An 18,264-nucleotide genomic window follows, 5' to 3' on the forward strand; every position below is an offset into this window, starting at 1 on the left:
TTCGGGTATATGCTGGGGTCATGATGCTCGGCAGCCACGACGTGAACGCCGGGACTCAAGACGGAGCCGGGGGGGCTCTGGTTGCGGAGGCCGCGGTCAGGACAGCGATCGACTCGCTGTCCAGAACGCTGCCCGACGGCACCCAGGTCGCCATCGCCTGGCGTCACGCCCGTCTCGGTCTCGGCAGCGTGCGAACCGCCCACGGCGACGAATCGCTGCGGCTGGCGGTCGTCGCGCATCTCGACATGCCTGCCGAGAGCATGCCTGACGACGGCACGCCTGCCGACAGCCGCCCCTCCGGCGACCTGATCCTCGACCGCCATGAGGGCGAAGACGGCAACCGCACCTCGCTCGGTCTGTCGTTCGCCTCGCCGCCACCGGCCGATTGGGCCCGTCAGGCCTGGCTGGCCATGGCCCGCGATCTGATCGGCGCCACCCTGCGGCTGGCCGAAGCCGACGCCAGAATCGAAACGCTGGAACAGTCCAAACGGCTGCAGCACGCGCTTTACGAGATCTCCGACCTCGCCGGCTCGGGCCTGGAAATGCGCGAGATGCTGGCGCGGATCCACCAGGTCGTCGGCGGGCTGATGCCGGCCGAGAATTTCTACATCGTCCACTACGACGACAAGCGCGAAACCATCCGCTACCTGTATTTCGCCGACAGCCGCGACACCTTCGACCCGGATCCGGGCACCGAATTCGCGATCGACCACAACATGCACAGCATGACCGCGGCGCTGCTGCGCCACGGCCGCCCGTTGATCGGTTCGCCGCGCGAGATCATCGACACGCTGCACATTCCCGACGACGAATACGCCGGCGGGCCGATGAGCGAGGACTGGCTGGGCGTGCCGCTGCTGCGCGACGCCCAGGTCTGCGGCGCGATCGTGGTGCAGGACTACGAACGCGCACAGCGTTACGACATCGAGGACCGCGCGCTGCTGGAATACGTCGCCCAGCACATCCTCACCGCGCTGGACCGCAAGACCGCGCGGGTCGAGCTGGAGCGCCGCGTGAAGGAGCGCACGCAGGCGCTGCAACTGGCGAACAGCGAACTGCAGGCCGAAGTCGTCGAACGCCAGCGCGCGGAAAAACTGCAGCAGGCGCTGTTCCGGATCACCGAGCTGTCGGTCAGCGCCGACAGTCTCGAACGCTTCTATGCTGACCTGCATTCGATCATCGGCGAGCTGTTGTACGCGCGCAATTTCTACATCGCGCTGGTCTCGGCCGACGGTCGATTCATCGAATTCCCGTACGTGTCCGACGAAATCGACACCCGCCAGATCCGCGACCGGCCGCGCGCCAAGGGCTTGACCGAGTACGTGATCGACACCGGCCGCGCCCTGCTCTCCGATCGCGCCGGCATCCAGGCGCTGGAAGCCGAGGGACGGGTGCGCAGTTTCGGTCCGCTGGCGCACTGCTGGCTGGGCGTGCCGCTGACCCGCGACGACGCGGTGATCGGCGTGATCGGCGTGCAGAGCTATACCCACGGCATCGGCTTCACCGAGCGCGACCAGGAACTGCTGACCTTCGTCGCCCATCACATCGACGCCGCGCTGGCGCGCAAGCGCGCGCAGGACCGGCTGGTCGCGGCGCACGCCGAACTGGAAACGCGGGTGCAGACCCGCACCCAGGAACTGGCCGACGCCAACCGCGAACTGCGCGAACAGATCGCCGAGCGCGTGCGCGCCGAACAGCGGCTGCGCCATCAGGCGCGCCACGACAGTCTGACCGGACTGCCCAACCGCGCGCAGCTGCAGGAACGGCTCGACGACGCCATCGCCCGCAGTTCCAGCGCGGGCGGCAAACCGTTCGCGGTGATGTTCCTCGACATCGACCGGTTCAAGCTCATCAACGACAGCGTCGGCCACGTCGCCGGCGACGAAATGCTGGTCGAATCCAGCCGCCGCATCTCGCAGGTGATCGGCCGCGACGATCTGGTCGCGCGCCTCGGCGGCGACGAATTCGCGGTGCTCGCCGAAGACATCGAAGGCCCCGAACAGGCCCAGACCTACGCCGCCGCGATCCTGCGCGCCCTGGGCCAGTCGATGTGGATCGAAGGCCGCGAAGTGTTTCCCTCGGCCAGCATCGGCATCGCGCTGTGGCATCCGCGCTACCGCAAGAACGAGGAATTGCTGCGCGACGCCGACGCCGCGATGTATCGCGCCAAGCGCCGCGGCCGCAATCGCAGCGAACTGTTCGATGAGGAAATGCGCGCCGACGCGATGCGCCTGCTCGACCTGGAGGCCGACCTGCGCCGCGCGATCATGCACGACGCCTTCGAACCGCATTTCCAGCCGATCATGCGCCTGCAGGACGGCGAACAGGTCGGTTACGAGGCGCTGGTCCGCTGGAACCACGAGCGTCGCGGGCTGCTGATGCCGGCGGAGTTCATCGGCGTCGGCGAGGACAGCTCGCTGATCGAACAGGTCGACTGGCTGATGTACGCGCACGTCGTCTCCTCGATGAGCGAATATCCGGAGCGCTACGTCTCCATCAACGTCTCACCGCGGCATTTCCTGTCCGACAACTTCGCCGACCGCCTGCTGCGCATGCTCGACGAAGCCGATCAGGACCCGCGCCGGCTGCGGATCGAAATCACCGAGGTCGCGCTGATCGAGGACGCGCCGCGCGCGCTGCGGGTGCTGCGCGATCTGCGCAGCCAAGGGGTCGCCGCGCTGCTCGACGATTTCGGCACCGGATTCTCGGCGCTGTCGTATCTGCACCGCTTCCCGATCCAGGGGCTCAAGATCGACCGCAGCTTCGTCAGCGGCCTCGATGGCGACGCGCGCACCGAAAGCCTGGCGCTGGTGCGCGCGATCCTGGCGATGGCGATCACGCTCGGCATCGACACGATCGCGGAAGGCATCGAAACCGATCGCCAGCGCGACATCCTCGTGGAACAGGGCTGTCAGTTCGGCCAGGGCTATCTGCTCGGCCGTCCGCAGCCGCTGCAGCGCAACGGCCATGCGGGGCGGCGGCGCGGCGCGTCGATGCACTGAACCCCGGCCAGCAGGCCGGCGAAAGTTCTCAAGCGGGCTTCGCGGCGTCGTCCGTCGTCGACGGTAGCGATTCCGAAGGTGCGCTTGCCGGCTCCGCGGTCGGCCCGATCACGGGCAGCGCGATCGCGGCCGGCTCGGCACGGCGCAGGCCGAAACCGAACATCGCTTCGCTCTGGGTCGACACCACCATGCGCACCATGCCGCTGGGCACCATCAATTCCAGCGAGATGGCATGGCCTTCCGGCGTGCGGCCGTCGATCGTCATTTCGATGAAGGCGCCGCCGGTATCGATCGTCGTACAGGCCACATGCGGACCCGCGGGACCCTCCTGCAGGAACGGGCGGATCGGTTCGCCCAGGGCTTCGAGCGCCTGCGGAAAGAAAAAGACGGCGTAGCCGTTGGTGTCGTTCATCGCGGAAGGTCCTGTACGTGACCGGCGGAGCGTAGCAGCTCCGCCTCTCGCGGTAGAGCGCCCGCTTTTCGCAGGAGCGACGGAAGTCGCGACCGACCCAGGGCACGATCTTCCGCAGCCCGTCGCGACTCGCGTCGCTCCTGCGAAGAGCGAGACCTACCGCAACTCGATCGTCAGCGCCGCGGCGGCATCGCGCGCCTTCGCGCGGGCGTCGTCGATGTCCGCGCCGAGCGCCAGCGTCACCGCCACCCGGCGATGCCCATCGACGATCGGCTTGCCGAACAGCCGCAGCGCGGTGTCCGGTGCGCGCAGCGCGTCGGCGACGCCCGCGAACGCCGGCACGCCGTGGCCGTGCGCGAGCACCGCGCACGACGCCGACGGGCCGTTCTGGCCGATCTTCGGAATCGGCAGGCCCAGGATCGCGCGCGCATGCAGCGCGAATTCGCTCAGATCCTGCGAGATCAACGTCACCAGCCCGGTGTCGTGCGGACGCGGCGAGACTTCCGAGAACCACACCTCGTCGCCCTTCACGAACAACTCGACGCCGAACAGCCCCCAGCCGCCGAGATCGTCGGTGATCGCTTTCGCGATTTCCTGCGCGCGTTCGAGCGCGCGCGGCGACATCGGCTGCGGCTGCCAGCTTTCGCGGTAATCGCCGTCGCGCTGCAGATGGCCGATGGGATCGCAGAAATCGGTGCCGCCGGCATGGCGCACGGTCAGCAGCGTGATCTCGTAATCGAAATCGATGAAGCCTTCGACGATGACCCGCCCCGCGCCCGCGCGTCCGCCGGTCTGCGCGTAGTCCCACGCGCGATCGACATCCGCGGCTTCGCGCACCAGGCTCTGGCCCTTGCCCGAGGACGACATCACCGGCTTCACCACGCAGGGGATGCCGATCTCCGCCACCGCGGCGCGGTAATCGTCGAGCGTATCGACGAAGCGATAGGGCGACGTCGGCAATCCCAGCGTCTCCGCGGCCAGCCGGCGGATGCCTTCGCGGTCCATGGTCAGGCGCGCCGCGCGCGCGGTCGGCACGATCCGGGTGTGGGTGCCGCGGCCGGCGAATTCACGCTCCAGCTGCACCAGGGTTTCGGTATGGATCGCCTCGATCTCCGGCACGATCAGGGTCGGCCGCTCTTCGGCGATCAGATCGCGCAGCGCCTGCGCGTCGAGCATGTTCAGCACGTGGCTGCGGTGCGCCACCTGCATCGCCGGCGCGTCGGCATACCGGTCCGCAGCGATGACCTCGCAGCCGAAGCGCTGCAGTTCGATCGCCACCTCCTTGCCGAGTTCCCCGGAGCCCAGCAGCAACACCCGGACGGCGGAAGGCGACAGAGGCGTACCGAATTCGATGGCGGGAACGGCAGTCATGGGGGCGGCTCGCGGGGAAAGAGGCCATTTTAAATCAAAGACTTGTGGAAATTCCGCCTGCGGCGCGCGACCGTCCGTCCGGAATCGCTTGCGATGAATGATATCTTTTTGATATCACATCCTCATTCACCGCCACCTGCGAGTCGTCGCCATGAAAGAGAACCCCTCCCGTTCGCTCCCCGGCATTCCGGTGCTGCTCCTGCTGATCGCGGCCGTCGGCGTCGGCGCGTGGCTGATCGCCTCCAGCGCCGAGGACGGCACGCTCGGCTGGATCGCCGGCATCGCCCTCGTGCTCGGCGCGATCTTCCTGATGCTGGGCCTGTACAAGGTCGAACCGAACCAGGCCGCGGTGCTCGACCTGTTCGGCAAGTACGTCGGCACCGTGAAGGACAACGGCCTGCGCTGGAACAACCCCTTCTACGGCAAGAAAAAAGTGTCGCTGCGCGTGCGCAATTTCGAAAGCAGCAAGCTCAAGGTCAACGAACTCGACGGCAGCCCGATCGAGATCGCGGCGGTCATCGTGTGGCAGGTCGTGGACAGCGCCGAGGCCGTGTACAACGTCGACGACTACGAGAGCTTCGTGCACATCCAGTCGGAATCGGCGGTGCGCACGATGGCCACCAGCTATCCCTACGACCAGCACGAAGAAGGCCAGCTGGCGCTGCGCAGCCACGCCGCCGAAGTGTCGAAACACCTGATGGAGGAATTGCAGGAGCGTCTGGCCGACGCCGGCGTGCGGGTGCTGGATTCGCGCATCAGCCACCTCGCCTACGCGCCCGAAATCGCCCAGGCGATGCTGCAGCGCCAGCAGGCCAACGCGATCATCGCCGCGCGCACGCGGATCGTGCACGGCGCGGTCGGCATGGTCGAAATGGCGCTGGCCGAACTGCAGAAGAACGGCGTGGTGCATCTGGACGAGGAGCGCAAGGCGCAGATGGTCAGCAACCTGCTGGTCGTGCTCTGCGGCGAGCGTTCGACCCAGCCGATCGTCAACGCCGGCTCGCTGTACTGACCGGCGGATCGCATCGTGAGCGAGAAGAAGGCCTACCCACTGCGCATCAATGCCGAGATCCTCGCGGCCGCGCAGCGCTGGGCCGACGACGAACTGCGCAGCCTCAACGCCCAGATCGAGTACGTGCTGCGCGACGCGCTGCGCAAGGCTGGTCGGCTGAAGGCGCCCGACGAAGCCGTGTCCTCGTCGCCCCCCACGTCAGGAGAAGACGCATGATCCACGTGATCCGCATGATCGAACGCCGACGCGGCCTGCCCGCCGTCGGCAACCGCATCGCCCTGCGCGCTGCGCTGCTGTCCGCGCTGATGCTGTCGATCGGCCTCGGCGCGGCGTTCGCGGTCCGCGCGCAGGCGCCGACGCCGGCGGCGGAACAGGCCTTCGACGCCACCCGCGAAGCGCTGGGCCTGCTCGACCGCATGGACGCCGGCGAATTCGCCGCCATCCATGCCCGTTTCGACGCGACGATGGCCGCGGCGGTGAGCGCGGAGCAACTGGCGCAGGGCTGGGCCGCGATGCAGGCGCAGGTCGGTGCGCTGCAGGCGCGCGGCGAGCCCGTCGCCGACGTTCGCGACGACGGTGCGCTGATCACCGTTCCGCTGCGCTACGAGCGCGGCGAACTGAAGGCCCTCATCGCCTTCGATGCCGCGCACAAGGTCTCCGGTTTCGCGATCCGTCCGGCACAGGCCGCGGCGCGGCCACCCGCAACCCCGGTGCCGGAGGATGCGAACTACGTCGAAACCGAACTGCGGATCGGCGACGACAGCAATGGCTTGCCGGCGACCCTCGCGTTGCCCAGGGGCGACGCCGCGGTCGCCGCGGTGGTGCTGGTGCACGGCTCCGGCCCGCAGGATCGCGACCAGACCATCGGCCCGAACAAACCCTTCCTCGATCTCGCCCGCGGTCTGGCCGAACGCGGCATCGCCGTCCTCCGCTACGAGAAGCGCACGCGCGCGCGACCGCAGGAGTTCGCCGATGGCGGCACCATCGATCGGGAAACCACCAACGACGCGCTCGCTGCCGTCGCGCTGCTGCGCACGCAGGCACGCATCGATCCCGAACGCGTGTTCGTGCTCGGTCACAGCCTCGGCGGGATGCTGGCGCCCCGGATCGGTACGCGCGATCCGCGGATCGCCGGGCTGATCCTGCTGGCGGCGCCGTCGCGGCCGCTGCTCGACATCCTGCTCGAACAGAACCGGCGGATGGCGGTGCTCAACGACGGCAAGACCGACGATGCCGAGAGCGCGGAGATCGCCAGGCTCACGGCGCGCATCGCGTCGGTGCGCCGCGGCGAAGAGGTCTCCGGCGCCGATGCGCCGCTGGGCCTGCCCACGGGTTACTGGCGCAGCATCGAAGCGGTCGATCCGATCGCCGAAGCGCGCGCGACGAAGCAGCCGCTGCTGTTCCTGCAGGGTGGGCGCGATCTGCAGGTGGTCGACGCCGACTGGCAGCGCTGGCGCAGCGCCTTCGGCGGCGATCCGCAGACCACGTTCAAGCTCTACGAGACCCTGAATCACCTCGCGATTCCTGGCGAAGGCACGCTGCAGGATTACGCGACGGCCGGGCATGTCGCCCCGGAACTGATCGCCGATGTCGCCGCGTGGATCGCGGCGCAGGGCACCGGCAAGGCGCGCTGACATGCGCCGCGAATTCGCGGTGCCGCCGCCCGACCTGCGCTGGCTGATCCTGATGCCGGCGCTGGGTCTGATCGCCGGTCTGGTCGGCATCGCGTTCGGCGCCCGCGAAGAACCGCGACTGTGGTTGATGGCGATCCCGATGACGCTCGCGGTGCTGCTGATGAGCCTGCTGGTCCGGCGACGGCGGGTGGCACTGGAAGACGACCGCCTGCAGATCGCCGGCAGCATGCACGGCAGGACCGTGCGCGTGGCCGAGCTGGATCTCGCCGCCGCACGCATCGTCGATCTCGCCGAAGCCACCGCCCTGCGCCCGCGGTTCAAGACCTTCGGCACGTCGATGCCCGGTTTCCACGCCGGACATTTCCGGCTGCGCGACCGCTCGCAGGCGTTCGTGCTGATCACCGGTCGTTCGAAAGTGCTGATGCTGCCCGAACGCGGCGGACGCCGATTGCTGCTGAGTCTGGAGAAACCGCAGGCGCTGCTGGATGCGCTGAAAGCCGTGACGGGAGACGGGGGCCGACGCTAATCTGTGCGGATGCGTCCCCTGCCCCGCATCCTGCTGAACACCGCCACGCTCGAAGCCTGGCCGGCCTGGCTGCTGGACGCGCGCAGCAATCGCGATGCGCGCAGTCTGGCGCGCGCGCGCTGGGTGCTGCGGCGCAAGCGCGACGGACGCTATCTGGCGGCATCGCTACCCGAAGGCTGGTTCGGTCTGGATCCGCACTGGACCCGCGAATCCGGGCTGGATACCGCTCTCGATGCGGTGGAAGCGCCGCTGCCGCATGCCGGCGCGCGCGCCCCCGCCGCACTGCCCCTGCACGCGTTGCGCGAACGGCTGGACGCGCTCGGGCTGGATGCCGACGATTACGCCGCACGCACCGCCCTGACGCTGGTCGCGGAACCGCGATGGCTGGCGCACGCGGGCTTCGATCGCTATCGTCGCCCGCTGTGGCTGCATCCCGGGGCCGCCCGCGCATGGGACCGACTGCGCGCCGCCGCGCAGCGCGACGGCGTCATGCTCGAAGCGATCTCCGGCTATCGCAGCCACGATTACCAGTTGGGCATTTTCGAACGCAAACGCGCGCGCGGACTGACCGTCGCCGAGATCCTCACCGTCAACGCGGCGCCCGGCTTCAGCGAACACCACGACGGCCGCGCGCTCGACATCGGCACGCCCGGCGAACCGCCGGCGGAGGAGTCGTTCGAAGCCACCGACGCCTTCGCCTGGCTGCGGGCGAACGCCGGCGCGCACGGTTTCCGCATGAGTTATCCGCGCGACAATCCGCACGGGATCATTTACGAACCGTGGCACTGGTACTGGATGCATGACGGCCAACACGACCGCTGAGCGGATGCGCGCATCGCCCACGCTGGCCGACCTCTGGAGCACGGGGCGGAATCATTTCAATCTGATCCGCCTGGCCGCGGCCTGGCTGGTGATCTGGAGCCATGCCTGGGCGATCACCGGCACCGCCGGCAACGATCACTTCGCGCGGCTGACGCTGTCGAAATCGGCCGGCGCGTTCGCGGTGGACGTGTTCTTCGCGATCAGCGGCTTCCTGGTCGCGGCCAGCTGCGAACGCAACGGCTGGCGCGCATTCCTGCTCGCGCGCGCGCTGCGCATCTACCCCGCGCTGATCGTCTGCGTGATCCTGACCGTCTGCGTACTCGGCCCGCTGCTGACCACCGCCGCCGACTACTGGCGCGATGGCACGACATGGCGCTATCTGTGGGCGAACGCGACGCTGTGGCGCGCGGAATTCTGGCTGCCCGGCGTGTTCGAGACGCTGCCGCGCACCGCGGCGAACGGCTCGTTGTGGACACTGCCGATCGAAGGCCGGCTGTATCTGCTGCTGCTCGCGGCCAGCGCGCTGGGCATGCTGCGCCCATGGCGTTATCTGCCGGCGTGGGCGCTGGCGATCGCCGGCGCCGCCGCGTTCGCGTGGCTGCGCGCGCCGCTGCAGGAACATCTCGCCTATCTGCTCTGGGTGACCGCATTCTTCATCACCGGCACGCTGCTGTGGACCTGGCGCGCACGCGTGCGGCTGTCGTGGTGGCCGCTGCTGCCGCTGCTGGGTCTGGCCGCGTTGAGCCGCGGCAGCGTGTGGTTCGTCCCGGTGTATTTCGCGCTGGTCGTCCTCGGCACCTTCTGTCTCGCATTCCTGCCGCGGTTGCCGCGGATCGAGCGCACCGACCTGTCCTACGGTCTGTATCTCTACGGCTGGCCGATGCAGCAGGTGGCGATGCTGCTCGGCGCGACCACGGTGCTGACGAACACGCTCGCCGCCAGCGCGCTCGCCTTCGGCTGCGCGGCGTTGTCGTGGTTCGTGGTCGAACGCCCCGCCCTGGGCTGGAAACGTCGCCTGCTCGTGCGGCGTCCGGCGATGGAATCCAATCCGGCATGACCTGCGATCGCGACCGCCGCCGCCTGAGCGGCGCACTGTTCGCGACACCGATGGTCGCGGGGCTCGCCGGCTGCGACCGCGATCCGGAACACACCGTCGAAGACGTGAGCCGACTGGACCGCATCGAGGTCGACGGGATCCTGCGACCGACATCGACCGAAGCGGTGTCCGCGGCGCTCGCGCGCGACCGCTCGCCGATCTCCATCGGCGGCGGCCGCTACAGCATGGGCGGGCAGACGGCGTCGCCCGGCTCGCTGCATCTGGACATGCGCGGCATGAACCGGCTGCTGCACCTGGACATCGAGCGCAGGCGCGTGCGGGTGCAGGCCGGCATGCGCTGGCGCGATCTGCAGCGGCTGATCGACCCGCACGACCTGTCGGTCGCGATCATGCAGAGCTTCAGCAACTTCACCATCGGCGGCTCGGCCTCGGTGAACTGCCACGGCCGTTACGTCGGCAAGGGCCCGATGGCCAACAGCATCCTCGGCCTGCGCATGGTCGCCGCCGACGGTCGCGTGCATGCGCTCGACCGCGCCACCGAACCGGCGCTGTTCCATGCCGCGATCGGCGGTTACGGCGGCCTGGGCGTCATCACCGAACTGGAACTGCAGCTCGACCGCAACCAGCGGATCGCGCGCGAAGCCGAATTCGTCGCGCTCGAAGACTATCCCGCATGGTTCCGCGAACGCGTACAAGCGCATACCGCAGACGGCGAGGCGGTGCTGCACAACGCCGACCTGGCGCCACCGCATTTCGACCGCCCGCTGGCGATCACCTGGCGCGCCACCGACGCGCCGCTGACGCGCGACGAACGGCTGATTCCTGAAGATCTCGACTACAGCCGCGACCAGAACCTGATCTGGGCGGCGTCGGAACTGCCGTTCGGCGACGCGGTGCGCGATCGCAAGCTCACCCGGCGCCAGCTGGAGGAACGGCCGGTGGTCTGGCGCAATCGCGAGGCCAGCCTCGATGCCGATGCGCTGGAACCGCGGACGCGCAGCCTATCGACCTATCTGCTGCAGGAGTACTTCATTCCGATCGAACGCTTCGCCGCATTCGCGGCCGAGCTGCGCAGGATCTTGATCGCCCACGACGTCAACGCGCTCAACGTCTCGATCCGGCATTCGCCCGCGGAACCCGGCACGCTGCTCGGCTGGGCCAAGCGCGAGGTGTTTTCGTTCGTGCTGTATTACAAGCAGCGCGCCGCGCGGTGGGCGGACAACGCGTCGGCGGTGTGGACCCGGCAGTTGATCGACGCCGCGCTGGCGAACGGCGGCCGCTACTACCTGCCCTACCGCTTGCACGCGACGCCCGCGCAATTCCTGCGCGCGTATCCGGAAGCCGACGCGTTCGCGACGCTGAAGGCGACGATCGATCCGCAGCGACGCTTCCGCAACCGGTTGTGGGACACCTATCTGCCGCGCTGAGCGCGACCGCGGAACTCAGTCCTGGGAACGTTTGGTCGGCGTCTTCGCCTGCACCGCGAAGTCCGCGATCCGCCACAGATAGACGCTGGCGTAGCTGCGATACGGCCCCCAGCGTTCGCCGCGTTCGGCCAGCGCCTTCGGCGTCGGCATCTCGTCCGCCTTGTCCACGCGCTGCGCGCCCTTGCGGATGCCGAGGTCGTCGATCGGCAGCACGTCGGGGCGGCCGAGGCGGAACATCAGCATCATCTCCACGGTCCAGCGGCCGATCCCGCGCACCGGCACCAGCGCGGCGACGATGGCGTCGTCGTCCATCGTCGACATGCGCCGCAGATCGGGAATCTCGCCGCGCGATTCGCGCAGGGCAAGATCCCGCAGGGCCAGCAGTTTGTTGCCGGACACGCCGCAGGCGCGGATGGCGGCGTCGTCGCAGCGGGCGAGCGTGTCGCAATGGAAACGATCGCTGCCGATCGCGGCTTCCACCCGGCCCACGATCGTCGCCGCGGCCTTGCCGCTGAGCTGCTGGTAGAGGATCGCGCGCGCCAGCGCGTCGACCGGATCGAAGGGCTTGCGCCAGCGCGGATCGGGATCGAGCGGGCCGATCCGTTTCATCCACGTACCGAGCCTGCGATCGCGCTTCGCGAGATGCGCGTATGCGGCCTCGGTATCGAATCCACGGGCGTATCGCGGCATCTGCGGAACCTCAGCGACGGAAGGCGTCCAGAGCGTACAGCAGCCAACCGCCGATCATCAGCATGCCGCCCACCGGCGCGAGCCGCGTCGGCAGCGACCAGACTTGCGCGCCGACCAGCGACCCCGAGAACAGCAGCGTGCCCAGCAGCAGTGCCGCCAGCGCGACGATGCCGATCCGGCGCGGCGTCTGCCTAGAGAGCGCGGCGAGCGCGATGCCGTGCACCAGCGCGAACAGCGCGGCCGACTGCAGGCTCGCGCGTGCGGCACCTTCGGCCGCGTGCGCGGCGTAGGCGGACAGGGCGACGCCGGCCGCGGCCAGCACCGCACCGGTCGCGGCGAACGTGCGCTGGATCGTTCGATGGCTCATGTGGGACGTCATCATGCGTCGACTCCGGATGTCGCGTCTCGATGCGTGTCGCCCAAAAAGCGAAGCGCCGCATCGAGCGGCGCTTCGGTGGTGCGATCCGGCATCGGACGGATGACCGGGCGGATGGCCCGGTCGCCTTACTTGATCGCCCAGTAGGCGGTGAACTTGCCGTCTTCCTTGAACGCGCCTTCGATGCCGCTGTCGTAAACCTCGTACGGGCGCTCGGTGATTTCGTAACCGCGCGGCGCCGTCCAGGCACGCAGGGCGTTGCGCACGTTCTCCAGCTCGCGGATGTAGCCGATGAACTTGGCGCTGACGGCGCGATGCGCGGGCACCAGCTTGTACTTCACCGGGCCCTGCAGCGAGAGGCCGGCCAGTTCGGTGGTCGCGGTGGCGGCGGCCTCGGCGGTGTCGGCCTTGCGTACCGGCAGGACGACATCGAAGCTGTAGGTGTCGCGACCCTGCTCGTTGGTGACGATGCGCATGGGACCGGTGGCGACCAGGCCGTTGGCGGCGATGGTGCGGTTGATCCATTCCAGATTGGCGCGCATCGACTTCTCGATCTCGACGTCGTCGAACTTCACGCTGCCGGACGGCACGTACAGCAGATGTTCGGCGGGAATATCGGCGATCGACAGGCCGGTCAGCTTGTCGCCATACACGGTGTGATCGATGTTCGGGATCGAGGCCAGCATGTTGCTGAGCTTGGCGAGACCGAACTTCATGTCGTCGCCGACATGGCTGCGGACGTAGAGACCGGCGTAGCGACCGATCAGGTTCCAGCCGTAGTCGACCTTGTAGGTCTGGGCGATTTCGACGTTGCGGTTGTTCTTGCCGGTCGGCTTCAGCTTGAACTCGGTGCGCTTGTCGTGGCCCTGGCGGTCGTTGTCGATCTGGATCGCGACCAGTTCGTTCGGCACGCTCTCGACGATCTTCCAGGTGCCGCTGCCGACTTCGGACTTCTCGGAGTCGTAGTGGAACTCGGCGCCGACGCCCGCTTCGGGGCCGGAGATCCGGGTCTTCATCTTGGGGTCGCGCAGCGGGATCGCGTTCCAATCCTTGAAACGGCTGAAGTTGTTCAGGGTCTCATAGACGATGGTCAGCTTGCGGTTCGTTTCGACCCGCTCGACCAGATAACGACTGGACGGCAGCACGAGGCCGACGATAAGGAACAGCGCGGCGACGATCGCCAGGGAAATCAGGATCTCGAGCAGACGGGTCATTCAGGGGCTCTCCGGGACCAATGCCGGCTGGTGGCAGGCAAGACCCGAATCGTAACAGGGAAGGCCGGTGCGCGGCGAGGGCCGGAAACGGGCGGATGGAAAACAATCGGATGCCGATGCCGGAGACGAGGCAGGACCGCCCGCTCCGAATGCTTCGGCACGGTTTCGACACGGCAGGGTACGGTCGGACGCGCCCGGGCCGGATCCGGATGCCACCTGTCGCACACCGGTGGATGTGGCGACGCGAACGCCCGGCGCGCTGCGCCGGGCAGGGCATCCTGTCGATCAGATCAGCTGCAGCTCGAAGGCCTTCAGCACCGCGCGGGTGCGGTCGCGCACGCCGAGCTTGGACAGGATGTTGGAGACGTGGTTCTTGATCGTGCCCTCGGCCACGCCCAGCGAATTGGCGATTTCCTTGTTCGAGAAGCCGGAGGCCATCAGCCGCAGGATTTCGGTCTCGCGGTCGGTCAGCGGGTCCGGGCGATCGAGGCTGACGAAATCGTTGCGCATGTGCTCCAGGCCCGAAAGCAGGCGCTGGGTCACGGCCGGCTGGACCAGCGAACCGCCGTCGGCCACGGCCTGGATCGCTCCGACCAGTTGCTCCAGCGACACATCCTTCAGCAGATAACCCTTGGCGCCGGCCTTCATCCCGGCCAGCACCAGCTGATCGTCGTCGAAGGTGGTCAGGATGATGGTCGGCGGCAACTGGTCGATCCGGGCCAGGGCCTGCAGCGCCTCCAGCCCCGACATCGCCGGCATCCGCATGTCCATCAGCACCACATCGGGCCGGATTTGCGGAATGAGCTCGACCGCCTGGCGGCCATCGGCGGCTTCGGCCACGACTTCGATGCCCTCGGCCAGCGCCAGCAGGGAGCGGATGCCCTGGCGTACCAGGGTCTGATCGTCGACCAGACATACGCGAATCATGTCGCCTCCTGTGTCTTCGTCATGATGCGGTGGGCGCACCGGCCGTCCGGACCGGTCGCGCGTGGAGGGCGACGGAGCGCCCCGTTGTGAACATGTATGCGGATACGCGAACGAAGGCGGCCCGGAGGCACATGCGCGGCGCCGGCCGCCGACCGTTGGACGTCATGCAGCCACTCCGCCGACCGCGACCGCACCGGAGCCCGCCCGCAACGCCGGCGACAGGCCCTGTCGTTCGATCCCGCGGACCACCGGCAGATACAGGGACAGGGAAAAGCCCTGGCCCGGCCGGGTCTCGATCTCGACGCTGCCGCCATAGGCCGCCAGGCGTTCGCGCATGCCGCGCAGACCGTTGCCCGCGACCGGAATTTCCGCGCCGCGCCCATCGTCCCGGGCCTGAAGCTGCACGCCTTCGTCCCGCCATTGGTATTCCAGCACCAAGGTCGTCGCCTGCGCATGGCGCACGACATTGGTCACGATTTCCTGTGTGCAGCGCAGCAAAACATGCGCGCGCTCGGGATCGTCGAGCAGGAACGGCTGCGGCAATCGCATATCGATATGCAATCCCGGCACGTTGTCGGCCAGCGGCAACAGGGTCGCCGCCATGTCGATGTCGTCGCTGTCGCGGATCAGACTGACCGCCTCGCGCACATCGCTCAGCAGCAGTTTGGCGAGGGTGTGGGCCTGGGAAACGTGCTCCTGGACCTTGCCCTCGGCCAGATGGTTCGCGACTTCCAGATTCAGGCTCAGCGCGGTCAAGTGGTGACCGAGCAGATCGTGCAGTTCGCGGGAAATGCGGGTGCGCTCGTTCACCCGCACGCTTTCGGCCAGCAGCGCGCGGGTGGCGCGCAGCTCGGAATTCAGGCGGCGCTGCTCTTCGCGGGCCATCGCCTGCTGGCGGCCTATGAGGCTGGTCACGTACACGAAGCCGGCGAATCCGACGTACAGCAGCGACTGCATCACCCCTTCGAACAGGGGAAATCCCATCAAATGCACGAAGACCGGCAGCATCACCATCTGGCTGAGGATCAGCCAGACGATGCTCATCGACAGCGAGAGCATCCATGGCAGAATGCAGGCCGCCACCATCAGCAGGATGCTGCCGAGACCGGTTTCGGTGTGGTAGCTGACCCCGATCGCGCACAGGGTCATCATCACCAGGAACAGATAATCCACCGGATGCCGGCGGCGCACCCCGAGGCCGCGCGCCAGCCACGCGTACGTGAACCCGAAAGCGGCGTAGGCCAGCCAGCCCTGCCAGGCCCGCATGCCGGAATAGAGGATCGGCAGCACGACCACGGCCCAGGTGAACAACCCCGAGTAACGCAGCAACCGGCCATGGTCGAGACGCGTGAACATCCGGGGAGTGTAGGCGGTCTCCCGCCGCCTGGACCCCACCGGAAGTCATGCATCGCACGAAACCGTGCCGGACCGCGCACGGGCCGCGGGTCGGCGGATTTCGCCCGGGAACGGTCGGCATGCGATAATTGCGCGCCCAGCGCTGCCGGACCCCCGCCCGCGCACGCCACAGCCGGAGTCACGAGGAATGTCGATTGTTTTCCGCGACGTGCGTGAGCACGAGCTGGATTCCGTTCTTGCCCTGAACAATGCCGCCGGCCCCACGATCCTGCCCTTCGACCAGGCGCGCCTGCGTCATTTCTTCGAGACTGCGGAGTATTTCCGCGTCGCCGAGCGCGACGGCACGCTCGCCGGCTTCATGATCGGCGTCGGCAGCGATGCCGCGCACGATTCCAGCAACTACCGCTGGTTCCGCGAACGCTATCCCCATTTCTTCTACATCGACCGCATCGTGGTCGCCAGCCGGCGCCGCGGGGGCGGTGTCGGTCGCGCCTTCTACGCCGACGCCCAGAGTTATGCCGAACTGCGCTATCCGCAGCTCGCCTGCGAGGTGTTCCTCGATGCGGCCGCCGACCCCACCCTGCCCGACCCTGCCCTGCTCTTTCACGGCAGTTTCGGCTTCCGCGAAGTCGGCCAGCAGTTGATGCCGGAAACCGGGCTGCGCGCAGCCATGCTCATGAAGGATCTCTGCAGCTATCCGTGGGTGCGCGACACCTACGGCGAGGCCTTGCCGGCGGAGCCCTGGCTGATCGTGCCGCGCACCGCACGGACGCCGCAGCGCGCCACGGGCACCGGCGCATGAGCGCGGGCGCCAGCGCGATGAATTACGAACTGGCGGGCGACCTGAAGATCGGTCAGGTCGGCATCGCCAATCTGCGCATCCGCACGCTCGACGTCGAGCGGCTGGGCGCTGAAATGCGCGATCGCGTGGCGCGCGCGCCGAAACTGTTCGAACGCGCCGCGGTGATCGTCGATTTCGGCGCCCTGCCCGGCACCCCGGACGCCGCCAGCGCCCTGGCCCTGCTGGACGCCCTGCGCGCCGCGGGCGTGATCCCGGTGGCGCTGGCCTACGGCAGCAGCGACAATGAGCGGCTCGCGGTCGAACTCGGCCTGCCGCTGCTGGCCAAATTCCGCGCCCAGTACGAATCGCCCGATGCCGCCGCGAACGCGCCGGCACCGAAGGCGGTCGCGGACACGGCGCCCGCGAAAGCGGCCGCGCCGACCGCCGCGAAAGCCCCGGCCGCCTCCGGCGAGCCCGGCATGATCCAGACCGCGCCCATCCGTTCCGGCCAGCAGATCTACGCCGAACAGCGCGATCTCACCATCCTGAGCGCCGTCGGCGCCGGCGCGGAAGTCATCGCCGACGGCAGCATCCACATCTACGGCGCCCTGCGCGGACGCGCCCTCGCCGGCGCCCGCGACAACGACAAGGCGCGCATTTTCTGCCGCGAGTTCCATGCCGAACTCGTCGCGATCGCTGGACACTACAAAGTCATGGAGGACATTCCGGCGGAACTGCGCGGCAAGGCCGTGCAGATCTGGCTGGACAACGGGCAAATCCACATCGCCGCGCTCGCGTGAGCCGCGGCCATCAGAACGTATCGCCAGAAACGGGAGAACGACTTTGGCTGAAATCATCGTAGTCACATCGGGCAAGGGCGGCGTCGGCAAGACCACCAGCAGCGCCAGCCTCGCCTGCGGGTTCGCGCGCCGCGGCAAGAAGGTCGCGGTCATCGACTTCGACGTCGGTCTGCGCAACCTGGACCTGATCATGGGCTGCGAACGCCGGGTCGTGTACGACTTCGTCAACGTCATCCACGGCGAGGCTTCGCTGAAGCAGGCGCTGATCAAGGACAAACGCTTCGAGAACCTGCACGTGCTGGCCGCGTCGCAGACCCGCGACAAGGACGCGCTGACGAAGGAAGGCGTCGAGAAGGTGCTGAAGGAACTCGCGGACGACGGCTTCGACATCATTCTCTGCGATTCGCCCGCCGGCATCGAGAAGGGCGCGTTCCTCGCCATGTACTACGCCGACCAGGCTGTGGTGGTGGTGAATCCGGAAGTCTCCAGCGTGCGCGACTCCGACCGCATCCTCGGCCTGCTCGCCTCGAAGACGAAGCGCGCCGAGAACGGCGAGCGCGTGAAGGAACACCTCCTGCTCACCCGCTACAGCCCCGCCCGCGTCGAAACCGGCGAGATGCTGAGCATCAAGGACGTCGAGGAAGTGCTCGGCCTGAAGACCGTCGGCGTGATCCCGGAATCCCCGGACGTGCTCAACGCCTCGAACAAGGGCGAACCGGTGATCCTGGACATGGAGTCCAACGCCGGCCAGGCCTACGACGACGCGGTCGCCCGACTGCTCGGCGAGGACCGGCCGATGCGCTTCACCCAGTTCGAGAAGAAGGGTTTCTTCAGCAAGCTGTTCGGAGGCTGAGGCC

General features: G+C 68.1%; 17 protein-coding genes and 1 pseudogene. 11 read left to right on the plus strand and 7 right to left on the minus strand.

Going from position 1 to position 18,264, the window contains the following annotated elements; translation table 11 throughout:
* Positions 1-20: 20 nt before the first annotated feature.
* Complete coding sequence (locus ABD974_RS01050) at positions 21-3,002, plus strand: EAL domain-containing protein (protein WP_345301413.1); 2,982 nt, start codon at positions 21-23, stop codon at positions 3,000-3,002.
* 28 nt (positions 3,003-3,030) lie between these two features.
* On the opposite strand, the gene ABD974_RS01055 is transcribed toward ABD974_RS01050, so the two are convergent.
* Both ABD974_RS01055 and purT read right to left on the minus strand, forming a co-directional pair.
* The gene (locus ABD974_RS01055; protein ID WP_345301414.1) at positions 3,031-3,414 is read right to left on the minus strand and encodes a hypothetical protein; all 384 of its coding nucleotides are present in this window, start codon (positions 3,412-3,414) and stop codon (positions 3,031-3,033) included.
* 156 nt (positions 3,415-3,570) lie between these two features.
* Positions 3,571-4,785 (minus strand): formate-dependent phosphoribosylglycinamide formyltransferase, encoded by a 1,215-nt coding sequence (gene purT, locus ABD974_RS01060; RefSeq protein WP_345301415.1) that lies wholly within the window; start codon positions 4,783-4,785, stop codon positions 3,571-3,573.
* Between the two features lie 310 nt (positions 4,786-5,095).
* On the opposite strand from purT, the pseudogene ABD974_RS01065 reads away from it, so the two are divergent.
* The 7 genes and pseudogenes from ABD974_RS01065 to ABD974_RS01095 all read left to right on the plus strand — a co-directional run.
* Positions 5,096-5,797, plus strand: a pseudogene (locus ABD974_RS01065) (SPFH domain-containing protein); the annotation flags it as partial.
* Between the two features lie 15 nt (positions 5,798-5,812).
* Positions 5,813-6,013 (plus strand): type II toxin-antitoxin system antitoxin, encoded by a 201-nt coding sequence (locus ABD974_RS01070; RefSeq protein ID WP_345301417.1) that lies wholly within the window; start codon positions 5,813-5,815, stop codon positions 6,011-6,013.
* Positions 6,010-7,431, plus strand: a complete 1,422-nt coding sequence (locus ABD974_RS01075) for an alpha/beta hydrolase (RefSeq protein WP_345301418.1) — start codon at positions 6,010-6,012, stop codon at positions 7,429-7,431. Before ABD974_RS01070 ends, ABD974_RS01075 begins: the two co-directional genes overlap by 4 nt.
* A gap of 1 nt (position 7,432) precedes the next feature.
* Complete coding sequence (locus ABD974_RS01080) at positions 7,433-7,957, plus strand: PH domain-containing protein (RefSeq protein WP_345301419.1); 525 nt, start codon at positions 7,433-7,435, stop codon at positions 7,955-7,957.
* A 9-nt stretch (positions 7,958-7,966) separates the two neighbouring features.
* The gene (locus tag ABD974_RS01085; RefSeq protein WP_345301420.1) at positions 7,967-8,779 is read left to right on the plus strand and encodes a M15 family metallopeptidase; all 813 of its coding nucleotides are present in this window, start codon (positions 7,967-7,969) and stop codon (positions 8,777-8,779) included.
* Positions 8,780-8,783: 4 nt separating this feature from the next.
* Positions 8,784-9,836 (plus strand): acyltransferase family protein, encoded by a 1,053-nt coding sequence (locus ABD974_RS01090; RefSeq protein ID WP_345301421.1) that lies wholly within the window; start codon positions 8,784-8,786, stop codon positions 9,834-9,836.
* Positions 9,833-11,263, plus strand: a complete 1,431-nt coding sequence (locus tag ABD974_RS01095; RefSeq protein WP_345301422.1) for an FAD-binding oxidoreductase — start codon at positions 9,833-9,835, stop codon at positions 11,261-11,263. Before ABD974_RS01090 ends, ABD974_RS01095 begins: the two co-directional genes overlap by 4 nt.
* A 15-nt stretch (positions 11,264-11,278) precedes the next feature.
* Here ABD974_RS01095 and ABD974_RS01100 read toward each other — a convergent pair whose 3' ends face one another.
* The 5 genes from ABD974_RS01100 to ABD974_RS01120 all read right to left on the minus strand — a co-directional run bounded on the left by ABD974_RS01100 (position 11,279) and on the right by ABD974_RS01120 (position 15,826).
* On the minus strand, positions 11,279-11,953 hold the full coding sequence (locus ABD974_RS01100; protein WP_345301423.1) for a DNA-3-methyladenine glycosylase family protein: 675 nt from the start codon (positions 11,951-11,953) through the stop codon (positions 11,279-11,281).
* A 10-nt stretch (positions 11,954-11,963) separates the two neighbouring features.
* A complete protein-coding gene (locus tag ABD974_RS01105; protein ID WP_345301424.1) occupies positions 11,964-12,320 on the minus strand; it encodes a DUF423 domain-containing protein in 357 nt (118 codons plus the stop codon).
* A 137-nt stretch (positions 12,321-12,457) separates the two neighbouring features.
* Positions 12,458-13,543, minus strand: coding sequence for a polyketide cyclase (locus ABD974_RS01110; RefSeq protein WP_345301425.1), 1,086 nt, complete (start codon positions 13,541-13,543; stop codon positions 12,458-12,460).
* Positions 13,544-13,828: 285 nt separating this feature from the next.
* Complete coding sequence (locus ABD974_RS01115) at positions 13,829-14,470, minus strand: response regulator (protein ID WP_345301426.1); 642 nt, start codon at positions 14,468-14,470, stop codon at positions 13,829-13,831.
* A 162-nt stretch (positions 14,471-14,632) separates the two neighbouring features.
* Positions 14,633-15,826, minus strand: a complete 1,194-nt coding sequence (locus ABD974_RS01120) for a histidine kinase (protein WP_345301427.1) — start codon at positions 15,824-15,826, stop codon at positions 14,633-14,635.
* Between the two features lie 187 nt (positions 15,827-16,013).
* Here ABD974_RS01120 and ABD974_RS01125 point away from each other — a divergent pair, with 187 nt between their 5' ends.
* From ABD974_RS01125 to minD, 3 genes are read left to right on the plus strand one after another with little or no spacing between them, the layout of a single operon-like run.
* Positions 16,014-16,628 carry a GNAT family N-acetyltransferase gene (locus tag ABD974_RS01125; RefSeq protein ID WP_345301428.1) on the plus strand — a complete coding sequence of 205 codons (615 nt, stop codon included), beginning with the start codon at positions 16,014-16,016 and terminating at the stop codon, positions 16,626-16,628.
* Positions 16,625-17,407, plus strand: coding sequence for a septum site-determining protein MinC (minC, locus tag ABD974_RS01130; RefSeq protein WP_345301429.1), 783 nt, complete (start codon positions 16,625-16,627; stop codon positions 17,405-17,407). Before ABD974_RS01125 ends, minC begins: the two co-directional genes overlap by 4 nt.
* A 43-nt stretch (positions 17,408-17,450) precedes the next feature.
* Positions 17,451-18,260 carry a septum site-determining protein MinD gene (gene minD, locus ABD974_RS01135; RefSeq protein WP_345301430.1) on the plus strand — a complete coding sequence of 270 codons (810 nt, stop codon included), beginning with the start codon at positions 17,451-17,453 and terminating at the stop codon, positions 18,258-18,260.
* The last annotated feature ends 4 nt before the right edge of the window (positions 18,261-18,264 follow it).

This window comes from Lysobacter hankyongensis (assembly GCF_039543145.1).
Taxonomy (GTDB): Bacteria; Pseudomonadota; Gammaproteobacteria; order Xanthomonadales; family Xanthomonadaceae; genus Lysobacter_I; species Lysobacter_I hankyongensis.